Raw genomic sequence first — 11686 nt, 5'->3', positions numbered from 1 at the left:
ATTCATCACATTATGCTTATTTTAAAGTGCTAGAAAAAGTTACGCGTCACGCGCTACTATATTTTTAAAGTGCGAATTTACTTTTATATAAATCTTTTCTCTACTACTTCCCAGTCGACGATTTTCCACAAGTCGTGTAATTGATCGGCTCTACGGTTCTGATAGTCGAGATAATAGGCATGTTCCCAAACATCGAATGTGAGCAGCGGTATAAATCCTTTTGTCATAGGATTTCCGGCATTACTTTCTTTAACGATATCGAGTTTGCCTTCTTTATTTTTTACCAGCCACACCCAACCAGATCCGAAAAGAGAAGTACCAGCATCTACAAACGCTTTTTTAAACTCTTCGATGGTTCCCCATTTTTCTTTTATCGCTTCGGCCAGTTTTCCTTTCGGTTCTTTGCCTCCGTCAGGAGTGAATGTAAAGAAATAGAAGATATGATTCCAAGCTTGAGAAGCATTATTGAATAATGCGCCATCGGCTTCTTTGATAATAGTTTCTATTGGAATCTCTTCATATTTCGTTCCCTGAATTAAATTATTCAAGTTATTTATATACCCTTGTTCATGTTTTCCGTAATGGAATTCAATGGTTCTTTTACTGATTACAGGTTCGAGAGCATCACTCGGGTATGGCAATTGTGGCAATTCATATTTCATAATCTTTCTGTTTTAAAGGCGTTTTTATTTTAACCATTCGAGAACAAAAAAGTTCATAAATTATGCCTTTTTTTAATTGCTCGACTAAGTTAATAATTTTAAAAATACCCACCAACTTTTTTGTGGAAAAGTTTACATTTTATGTGGTAATTTTAAAAATATTATTATTTCACGCCACTTTGTTATGTCTTTATAACAAGTCCTTCTTGCATTTGTTCAAAGATAAAGGAAAAATTTTAATTACATTTGTACCAAAGAATATTTTAGTGGAAAATTTTTTACAGGAACTCAATAAAAGCCAGCAGGATGCGGTATTATATAATGAAGGGCCTTCCTTGGTTATAGCCGGAGCCGGATCGGGGAAGACTCGGGTCCTTACTTATAAAATAGCGACATTATTAGAGTCGGGTTATGCACCTTATAATATATTGGCTCTTACTTTTACCAATAAGGCGGCCCGGGAGATGAAAGAGCGCATCGCCGGGCTGGTAGGCCTTCCGTTGGCTTCCCGATTGTGGATGGGGACATTTCATTCTGTCTTTTCACGAATTTTACGGGCAAATGCCGATCGTATTGGTTTTACATCTGATTTTACGATATACGACAGTTCCGATTCTCGCAGTCTGATTAAAAGTATCGTAAAAGATAAAGGACTCGATGATAAACTATATAAGCCGTCATCGGTACAGGCGATCATTTCGAATGCAAAGAATGCGCTGATTACTCCGGCAGCCTATCTTTTGAACAAAGAATTGATGGAAAGTGATATGTATTCTAAAAGGCCGTTGATACAGGAAATATACCAGACTTATTGGAACAGATGCTTACGGGCCGGAGCTATGGACTTCGACGATTTGTTGCTATATACTAATATTTTATTTCGTGATCATGCCGATGTTCTTGAACGTTATCGTTCTATTTTTCGTTTTGTTCTTGTCGATGAATATCAGGATACCAATTTTGCACAGCACCTTATTGTTCGACAATTGGCTCGGGAACATGGCCGTATTTGTGTTGTAGGCGACGATGCGCAAAGTATTTATTCGTTCCGGGGTGCTAATATCAGTAATATTCTGAATTTGAAAGACGAATATCCCGGTTGTCGCACGTTTAAACTTGAACAAAATTATCGTTCGACTCGTAATATCGTCAGTGCGGCTAACAGTCTTATCGAAAAAAATAAAGAGCAGATCAGAAAAAATGTATATTCAGAAAATGCCGAAGGCAGTAAAATCGAAGTACTGAATGCTTATTCCGATTATGAAGAGGGATATTTTGTGGCAAACCGTATTTTGGAAATGCATTCCTCCGACGGATATGTTTTCAATGATTTTGCAATACTTTACCGTACGAATGCGCAATCGCGTATTTTTGAGGAAGCTTTACGAAAACGTAGTATTCCTTACCGGATATACGGAGGCTTGTCGTTTTACCAGCGCAAAGAGATAAAAGATGTGATATCTTATTTCAGGCTGGCTGTGAATCCTCACGACGAAGAGGCTCTGAAGCGTATTATAAATTATCCTGCTCGCGGTATAGGGGATACGACATTAGGGAAAATTATCGAGTGTGGGGTAAAACATGATGTGAGTTTGTGGCAGGTAATTGTGTCGCCTTTGGAATATGCACTTCCTGTGAATAGCGGAACGTTGGGTAAATTACAGAAGTTTCGTGAACTGATTGAAGATTTTATTGAAGAGAATCGTTCTCTCGATGCGATGGAAATTGCAGAAATTATTATCCGGAGATCGGGAATTTTTAAAGAAATATTTTCTGACAGGTCGGTCGAGAATATCAGCCGACAAGAGAATATTCAAGAGTTGATGAACGGGATACAGGAATATTGTTCTAATCGTCGGGAAGAAGGGAATGAACATATATCTTTGGTAGATTTTCTGGCGGAAATTTCTTTGGCTACCGATCAGGATACCGAGGAAGACGGCACATCGGATAAAGTTACCATGATGACTGTGCATGCATCTAAAGGTCTCGAATTTAAAAACGTATTTGTCGTTGGACTCGAAGAAGACCTCTTTCCTTCTTCTTTGAGTAAAAGCAGTGAATCTGAAATAGAGGAAGAACGCCGTTTATTGTATGTAGCGATAACCCGGGCTGAAGAGAATTGCGTTCTTTCATATGCTGCAACACGTTACCGGAACGGTCAGCCTACAGCTATGCCTCCCAGTCGTTTTCTGAAAGATATTGATCCCTGTTATTTGAAATTACCTTCGGCTTTGTCCTCCGGTAATAAGATCCCCGGTCTCGATAGAGAGCCCCATTTTGGGAAATATACTTCGCATGCTTCCATATATAGAAATAAAACAACTGGTTCCCGATCTTCTTTTCCGATGTGGGATGCCGAAATGTCGGCTTCGACATCCAGTTTAAAGAAGGTATCTTCACTTGTTTCTTCTTCTACCGAAAGCGAAGAACGTACGCTTACCAGTATCGGAAACATTTCGGTAAACGCCCGTATCCGACACGACCGTTTCGGAGAAGGAACAGTTGTCGAAATATCGGGTGAAGGTGATAACTGTAAAGTGGGTGTGGAATTCGATCAGGTTGGTAAAAAACAGCTTTTACTGAAATTTGCGAAATTCACGGTTATATAAATGTGTATAAATGTAATATTGAATTATGGATATCGATAAAATTCCTGTTCCCTGTTATGTCCTTGATGAACAACTATTCAGAAATAATCTCTCTCTTATCCGTTCGGTAAAGGAGAGGGCCGGTGTGAATATTATTTTGGCCTTTAAAGCTTTTGCTCTATGGAAAGCCTTCCCCATTGTCAGAGAATATATTCCGTATTCTACGGCAAGTTCTAAATTCGAGGCGCGTCTTGCTCTCGAAGAAATGGGGAATCCGGCACATACTTATTCTCCGGCATATACGGAGGAAGATTTTCCTGAAATCATGCGATGTAGCAGTCATATAACTTTTAATTCTTTATCGCAGTTCGAGCGATTTTATCCCCAAGTACTCGGAAGTGGAAAGAGGATATCATGCGGATTACGTGTAAATCCGGAATATTCGGATGTCGATACCGAACTGTATAATCCATGTGCGCCGGGAACACGTTTAGGGGTTGTTTCCTCTCTTTTGGGAGATAAACTGCCGAAAGGAATAGAAGGTCTTCATTTCCATACGCTTTGCGAATCGTCTTCTTATGATCTGGAAAAAACACTCGAACGAGTAGAAAAAAAGTTCGGGCATTTGCTGCCATCGGTAAAATGGTTGAATATGGGAGGCGGCCATCTTATGACTCGAAAAGGGTATGATATCGAGCATCTGATCGGATTACTTAAACGCTTTAAAACTAAATATCCTAATCTTGAAATTATCATGGAGCCGGGAAGCGCCTTTGCATGGCAAACCGGAGTATTGGTTTCTTCAGTGGTAGATATTGTAGAAAATAACGGTATAAAAACGGCGATACTCGATGTTTCGTTTACCTGCCATATGCCCGATTGTCTCGAAATGCCTTATAAACCGGCTGTACGTGGAGCCCGTATCGATGCGGGAGGGGAACATGTTTATCGGTTAGGTGGAAATTCCTGCCTTAGTGGGGATTATATGGGAGATTGGACCTTCGATCATGCATTGCAGGTGGGAGAAAAAATTGTATTCGAAGATATGATTCACTATACGATTGTAAAAACCAATATGTTTAACGGGATTTCTCATCCGGCTATTGCGCTTTGGACTTGTGACGGAAAGCTTAGAATGTGGCGAGAGTTTGATTATGAAGATTATAAAAATCGTATGGCATGATATCTTCCTGTTATCCTGAGCAAGGATACAGATCTTCCAAGAGAAATCTTGGAAAGATATTATGCTAGTTGCTCAGGATGACAGGAATAGAAAATTTCAAAAATGCCGGTTTTATTGTCTTATCGTATCAATTTTTTCTCATATATTTTTCGAAATTTTTTATATCTTTTTCTTTTACTATCTCGCCATTTTTATAAATAATTCGTTTTCCCGAGAATTTATCTTTGTCCGAAAAACTGTCGCGTATCAGCCATTCTCCGTCTTTCTTTCCGTTTTTATCATAACTACCCTTTTTATAGATAGTTCCGTCAGAAAATGTTTCGGAATACTTTCCTATAAGTTTCCCCATATCGTATTGCGAGCGGATGACATATTCTCCAACATTACTGGTGATATATTGTACCTGATTGCCATGCAACTTGCCGTCTTTATAATGCATATCGGTTGTTATTTTACCCGATTCGTAATCGTATTCTCTATCTATACCGTCTTCTATACTCATTTTATACTCTTTTTCTGTCTCTGGTTTACCATTGGTATAGTAACTTACTACGATTCCGTCGAGTTTACCGGCTGTATAAGGTATCTCTTTTTTTACTTTTATTCCATCTGAATAATATTCTTTATACACTCCGTTTTTTCGGCCTTCTATAAACGATCCTTCTTCTTTCAGTTTGTTATTTTTATAATGCCTGTATTTACCATTGTACATACCCTCCTTAAAATCGGCGATAATGTATTCCGATCGATATCCGTCGATAAGACGATGCTCTCCCTGCAAAGGAGTTTTTTCTTCGTCTATTTGTCGGAATAGTAGTCGACCGTCACCGTAGTTGATGACCGATATTTCATCTATCTGATATACTTTTTCCTGCGCTGGCGCGATAAATACATATGCCGTTAATAAAAGCCCTAAAATTTGTTTTTTCATTATTGTTTGTTTTTGTTGTAATTTAGATATTTTGTCAGTTATATTTTATTTTCCTTTTTATTGAATATTATTTTTTCTGAAGCGTATGCGATGAATGAACCTAAGGCGTAGCAAAGAATATCTCTCCAATCGAAAACTCGACCGATGGCGATTGCTAACAACGAGTCGGAAGCTACTGATAGCTGATCTGCAATATCGAATGCTTGCATTAGTTCTACCGATACGGAAATTAGAAAAATATACAAGGGCAAGTAATTTTTAAAGCCCTTGTAAAAAGACCGGAGAAAGCTATATATGAAAACAACAGCCAAAACATCGCCTATATAGTCCCGAAAAAAGCCTCTGCCATAGCTGGCGATGAGTATTTCTATTCCCAAAAGGAATAAGGTGGCCATTAAGTATCCTTTGTTTATTGTAAATTTATTAGTTCCCATTATCTTTAAATTTAATGAACGGTAAATGGTTATGACGAGAACTACACGAAATATAAACTTTATAAGTTATCATCGCCATCGCTTAATGTATAAGTAGAAGATTCATTATATCCGGTTTCCCTTTAGCATAATCCCATACTGAACGATCGTTATCATCGGTAACTGTAGTGTCTGCACCGGTATCTAACAACAGTTTAACAATATCCCGATTCCCTTTTTCAATGGCGACTAATAAAGATGTACGCCCTTTGTTATCATATGTTTCTATATTTGCATCATGCGCGATAAGTTTTGTAATTGCTTTTATATCTTCATTTTCAATCGCGTCGATTAGCGGATTAAAAGTATACGATCTTATATCTGCCTTATGATCGAGCAAAAGATCGAGTATATCATATCGTTTTTTTCTACAAGCTATTCTTAGTGGGGTCATATCGAAACGGTTTTTCCCGTCAGTATCCGATCCGGCGGAAAGAAGAATTTTAACAAGATTGTAATTTCCCGATTCGGTTGCTTTTAACAGTGGATAATTGCCGAGTCTATCACAAAGATTTAAATCGGCTTTATTTGAAATAAGAGCTGTTACTATATTTTCGTAACCGAGAGTAGTTGAGATCAACAGGGGGGATGACCAAGCGTATAATTTAGTATGAAATTCATCTTCTAGAATTGTATCATTGCAAAGCTGGTTGTTTATGCTGCCTGAAATCAGATTTTTTATGATTTCGATACCCATTTCTTCCCGGTACATATCGATGGCAGACAAAATAAATGCTTCCATTCTTTTCGTTTTATTATCTGTAGCCCCGGCTTTTAATAATAAATCGTAGCAGTCTTTCTTTGCCATGTCGATAGGATATATCCCTTTTTTATCCGGAATATTCATGTTTGCTCCGTGATCGATCAGATAGCTGACGAGTGGCAGCAGATTATTCTTTACTGCATGCCATAAAAAACTGCAATGGCTTTTATCGACGGCGTTTATATCTACTCCCGAATCAAGCAAAATTTCTAATGCTTTCAGATTTCGTATATCGGTATTTCCGTTAAAGTACGGTTTGGCCCCATGATCGAGTAGAAAACGTATATATTTTTCATCGTATATTTTTGACGCAACATTTATAGGCCTCATTTTAATGCTCCCGCAATTTACATCGGCTCCTTTTTCTATTAATATTTTCATTAGTTCTAAGTTGGGGGAAAAAGTCGCTTTGCACAAAAGAGTCGGATAAAATTCGAGGCGCCCTTTTTCAACGTGATTGATATCAGCACCCAAGCGAATCAGTTTATCGAACAGGTAAAACTGTCTGCGATAAAGCGCGTCGGTTAATAAATCGAATCTGTCGGTAAAAAATTCTGGCCCGGTAACGGGGAGGGACCAATCGATAAGATCAGAAATAAATTCTTCCGAATAGGTTTTCATAGCCATATCGACGATATTATTCATTTCTCCGTATTCGCTTACCCATACACATGCCTTCATATCGGCACCAAGAGAAATCAGTTCTTTGGTGAGTGGAACAAACTCTAAACGAGCCGCTATCATAATTGGTGTAGTGCCTTCGTAAAAACGAATGAACAATTCCCTTTTTTCTTCATTTATTTCTATGGTTTCATATTCTTCCACCGGAACATCCCCTACCGGAAATATCCATGTTGTCGCTAATGGTGTATCTATACCCTGAGACAATAAATGATATAGCGTATCTGCACATTCATTATTTGGTATATGGGTCAGTAACGAGTCGATCTTTGCGAATTCGGCGGCTGTCAGTTTCCGGCCGTTTTTATTATCATTATTAATACCATAACTATAAACTACTTGTAAAATGATAAGACAACACAGTATATTCTTTTTCATAATAGTGGCTATTAATCTATTTTTTTGTGTATCCGTTTCTTGATATTTTAAAATATAGTGCTCTGAAAATATCTTCAAATTATATCCCGGCTATTTAGAAATTTTCTATACAAATCAAGACAAAAATAATAATAATTTTTAATCTAATTACTATAAATTAAAAGACTTGATGGTAAATTAAAAGATCAAAAAGTAAATTTCTGGGGTTATAAAGTCAAAATCATATATTCATAAGCCATTTAAAGAAAGTGTTAAAAGAAAATAAAATATAAGATTGCTTCTTTTTTCCGGAAGAACGGAGGAATAGAAAACCAGAGTCAACATTAACTAAATAAATACAGGTATATATATTGGGGCTTTTTCTTATAGAAAACCCCTTTTCAGTGTATATATCTATTCTTAGATTAGCTTTCGATAATCGAATTAAAAAGCGTTTCCGGTAATATATATATTAATAAATGTAAAATATTTTTTTTAAGTGTCTGTTTTATTAGACTTAAATGTCTATAAAATATAAGGAGTTTTTTATATACGATAACTTAATCTAATGAATCATGAAAAGAATTTTATTCCGTTTGTATGTTTTCTTGCCTTTTTTATTCTTATTTGAAGGAATTTCATATTCTCAAGTACAGCCGGTAGGTATTCCGGTAGATCCTCAGGTTAGTATCGATGGGACAGAAATCTGGTATAATATGATGACGTCTCACATGACGGAAAGCGATCGTCAGAATCGTTTTCTCTCCTGGGATGGAACATCTTTGGTTACAGAGAAATTCGATGCTGGCATATCCGCAGATAATCAGGCAGAAAAGTATCTTTGGAAATTGGTTCGTGGATCGACCGATAATATGGTATATATCGAAAGTATGGCAGGCAAGCGTTTGTTTGCTCCGGCTTCGATTGCTTCTGGTACAAATACCTCTTTAACGATGGATAATACCGGAATTGAATGGGAAATGAAATTATCTTCGGCAACAGGCCAAAGCCAGACCGCAACTAAACAGTATTGTTTTAATTTTTTGGGCGGATCTACCGCCAGGTATTTAAATGCGAGGGATGGTAGTGGGGATTCCCCGTTTGAAGTAACCATTTATAGCGGCGGCGTACATCAGGCATCGGGTTGGTTTTTCTATGAAGCCGTGCCGGCTGTTATAACAATCACTCAACCCGAAAACGGTACGATAAGCGTTACTAAATCGGACGGAACCGATATAACGAGTGGTGCTACTGTTGCTGTGGGAGAGACTCTGACTGTAAATGTAGCTGACGGAACTTCATTAAATCTGAAAAAAGTCCTCGTAGACGGAGTCGAAATATCGGGAAACAGCATAAAGGTAGTGAAGCCGGTGACCATATCTGCCGTTTTATCGTCCGATTGTAAAGTCACATTTACGGCTTCTGCAGGAGGAAATATATCGGTTGTTAAGACTGATGATTCTTCTGTTATTGTCAATGAACAGGAAATACCTACAGGAACAGGTGTAAAAATTACTTTAACGGTAGAGGAGGGGTATGAAATCGGTTCGGTTATGATCGATGGTGTCGAATCGAAAGCCGATTTTACAGTCGAAAACAATTATACCATAGATAAAACGGTTACCAAAAATATAAGTATCGTAGCTGTATTTGTAAAAAAGACATTTCCGGTTAATATTACAACAACAGGCGAAGGAGGTACTCTTGTTATAAAAAATGGAAATTTTGTCGTTTCGACGGGTGATAGAATAGAATACGGTACTGTACTGACCGGAGTTTTAACCTATGAGGTACCAATTATCGTTAGTGTACTTACGGTAAATTCGGAAGATTATCTTTCCCGGGTTACCTCGAAGAAATTTAGTGTGACTATCGAGGGTGAGACCGATATCGTCGCTGAGTTTTCCGTACCGTCTTTTCCGGTAACTTTCAGCGTTACAGGTAAAGGGGCGATGCATATCACCAAAGATTCAGATAACCAACCTGTAACTTCAGGGCAGGAACTATCGACAGGAACAGATATAACAATTGCATTAATACCTGAGGAAGGACAAAATCTGCTGTCGTTTATGGTGAACAATGTTGACCGAACAGATGAAGTTATTGAAAATGAATTTTATATTAGTGTAGAAAGCGAGTTGAATATTGTTGCTAATTTTTCACTTTTGAATTCTGTCGATAAATATAGCAATGATCGTCTTCTGGTTATAAAAGACCGTTCGGACGAAGGTTACCTTGAAGTGGAAAATGTTCCCGAGAACAGTAGGATGGAAATATTCGGTATGTCGGGACAAAAACTTTGTTCAAAGATATTGAGTGGTAATGTTAAGATTGATATAGATGCTTACGATAAAGGTTTTTATATTCTCGTAATACGTACCGGAAAAGAAAATATTACCCGAAAATTCATTATAAAATAAATCGGTAGTGGAAGTAACAGAGACTCAAAAATGTCATTTTTCGGTCGTTTTTATTTCCCTTTTTGATAACATAAAAAATATTCGCAATGAATTGTAAAGCTAAATTAATTTTTATTTTATCATTGTTTTTATCCTGTACATCTTTTGCAAGCGCCCAGGATTTTGTGGTTAGCGACCCGTTTGAAACAATGATCAGGCTCGGTTCTATGAAAGCGGAAAACGCTTTGTATACCATGCCGGCGGGTAATGCCGGAAGCATGTATATTACTTCGGCCGTTACCACTGGCGATGGTGTCGAATTCCCGCTAGGCTATCAGGTTACATTTTCGCCAGCAAAACATTTTGTCGTTGTTTCGAGAGCTACCTCTCTGATAGAACGCGGGAAAAGTTTTGATTTGAGAATCTCTCAAAAAAATGTAACCGGTAGTATGGCTGTAAATTTATATTTCGATTGGAATCGTGACGGCATTTTTGAATCATCTCAAACGGTGCAGATAGTCGGAGACGGACAGAATTTTGAGCAGAATATTGTGGTACCTGATGATGCGGATTTGGGAAAAACTCGTATCCGTCTGCGATATGATTCGTCTGCGCCCGCTTCTTCAGATGCGCGGGTAAATAATGGCCGGGTATACGATTTTGTGGTATATGTGATGGAACCGAAAGAGTCGAATGATTTTTTTATTTCGGTGAATGCCAATAATACAAATGGACGGGCATTTATAGAAACTTTACCTAACGTATCGGGTAAATTCGATCGTGGAACTTCGGTTACTGTCGTAGCCGAGCCGAATGAAGGAACTACTTTTGAAGGTTGGAAATTGGGTGATGTTACAGTAAGTAGCCAAGAAAGATATACGTTTACGGTTGAAAAGAGTGTACATCTTACGGCGTTTTTTACATCGAACGAGCCCTTATTGGAAGCTCCTAAACCGAGTACAGCTTCGAAACCGATATGGTATCAGATAAAAAATGCTCATACTGCAGAAACCCGACGCGACAGATATGTGGCATACGATGAGACGGTAGATGCTACTTATACATCGGCGCTTCGCTGTGAAAAACCAGCTGATATTACCGATAAGTTCCTCTGGCGTCTCGAAACGACAACAGGTGATAAAGTGAAATTTATACATAGAGGAACCAACCGGGAAATTTACAGTACTGGAAATCTTACAGATGAACTCGTTTTGTCGGGAAACGGTAGTGAATTTGTCGTTTCTCCCAGTGGAAATGCCAATGAAAGTTATTCTATTAAATATAAGGGCAAAGATAATTTATTGATGAATGCTAAAGACGGTACATGGCAAGTGGTATTATATGATGCCGGGGTAGGTACCGGGTCGGGGTGGTATTTTTATAAAGCGCCGATACTTACCGGTTTTGAGAAAGCAAAGATAAACGTGCCAAATGCTTATTTTCAGGATAATTTACTGAAAATAAACGGAATTTCCGATAATTGCCGGGTAAAAGTTTTTAATATGACCGGACAAATAGTAGCCGAATATCTGACCGAAGCGCATGCCGCTGGATACCACATCGATTATCCGTCGAATTTTTTTGTTATCGCTTTCCATTATCCTACCGGAGAAAAATATACACTGAAGTTAAGTAAATTTTAAAAA

Annotated in this window: 8 protein-coding genes; 4 read left to right on the top strand and 4 right to left on the bottom strand. The window is 38.0% G+C overall.

Features of this window, described 5'->3' with window-relative positions; translation table 11 throughout:
- Positions 1–83: 83 nt before the first annotated feature.
- Complete coding sequence (locus NMU02_RS07760) at positions 84–662, bottom strand: superoxide dismutase (protein ID WP_255027174.1); 579 nt, start codon at positions 660–662, stop codon at positions 84–86.
- Between the two features lie 266 nt (positions 663–928).
- Between NMU02_RS07760 and NMU02_RS07755 the strand changes: the two genes are divergently transcribed.
- A complete protein-coding gene (locus NMU02_RS07755; RefSeq protein WP_255027169.1) occupies positions 929–3274 on the top strand; it encodes an ATP-dependent helicase in 2346 nt (781 codons plus the stop codon).
- A 25-nt stretch (positions 3275–3299) separates the two neighbouring features.
- A complete protein-coding gene (gene nspC / locus NMU02_RS07750; RefSeq protein WP_290427121.1) occupies positions 3300–4436 on the top strand; it encodes a carboxynorspermidine decarboxylase in 1137 nt (378 codons plus the stop codon).
- 127 nt (positions 4437–4563) lie between these two features.
- Here nspC and NMU02_RS07745 read toward each other — a convergent pair whose 3' ends face one another.
- The 3 genes from NMU02_RS07745 to NMU02_RS07735 all read right to left on the bottom strand — a co-directional run bounded on the left by NMU02_RS07745 (position 4564) and on the right by NMU02_RS07735 (position 7662).
- Positions 4564–5367, bottom strand: coding sequence for a toxin-antitoxin system YwqK family antitoxin (locus tag NMU02_RS07745; protein ID WP_255027167.1), 804 nt, complete (start codon positions 5365–5367; stop codon positions 4564–4566).
- Between the two features lie 38 nt (positions 5368–5405).
- Entirely contained in the window at positions 5406–5801 is a 396-nt protein-coding gene (locus NMU02_RS07740; RefSeq protein WP_255027165.1) for a ribosomal maturation YjgA family protein, read from the bottom strand.
- Positions 5802–5883: 82 nt separating this feature from the next.
- The gene (locus NMU02_RS07735; protein WP_255027163.1) at positions 5884–7662 is read right to left on the bottom strand and encodes an ankyrin repeat domain-containing protein; all 1779 of its coding nucleotides are present in this window, start codon (positions 7660–7662) and stop codon (positions 5884–5886) included.
- A 554-nt stretch (positions 7663–8216) separates the two neighbouring features.
- Between NMU02_RS07735 and NMU02_RS07730 the strand changes: the two genes are divergently transcribed.
- The gene (locus NMU02_RS07730) at positions 8217–10061 is read left to right on the top strand and encodes a T9SS type A sorting domain-containing protein (RefSeq protein ID WP_255027161.1); all 1845 of its coding nucleotides are present in this window, start codon (positions 8217–8219) and stop codon (positions 10059–10061) included.
- Between the two features lie 86 nt (positions 10062–10147).
- On the top strand, positions 10148–11683 hold the full coding sequence (locus NMU02_RS07725; RefSeq protein ID WP_255027159.1) for a GEVED domain-containing protein: 1536 nt from the start codon (positions 10148–10150) through the stop codon (positions 11681–11683).
- Positions 11684–11686: the final 3 nt, after the last annotated feature.

The sequence above is a fragment of the Coprobacter tertius genome (genome assembly GCF_024330105.1).
Classification (GTDB): domain Bacteria; phylum Bacteroidota; class Bacteroidia; order Bacteroidales; family Coprobacteraceae; genus Coprobacter; species Coprobacter tertius.
The sequence above is the reverse complement of the archived record's forward strand: the minus strand, read 5'-3'. Positions and strand labels throughout refer to the sequence as shown.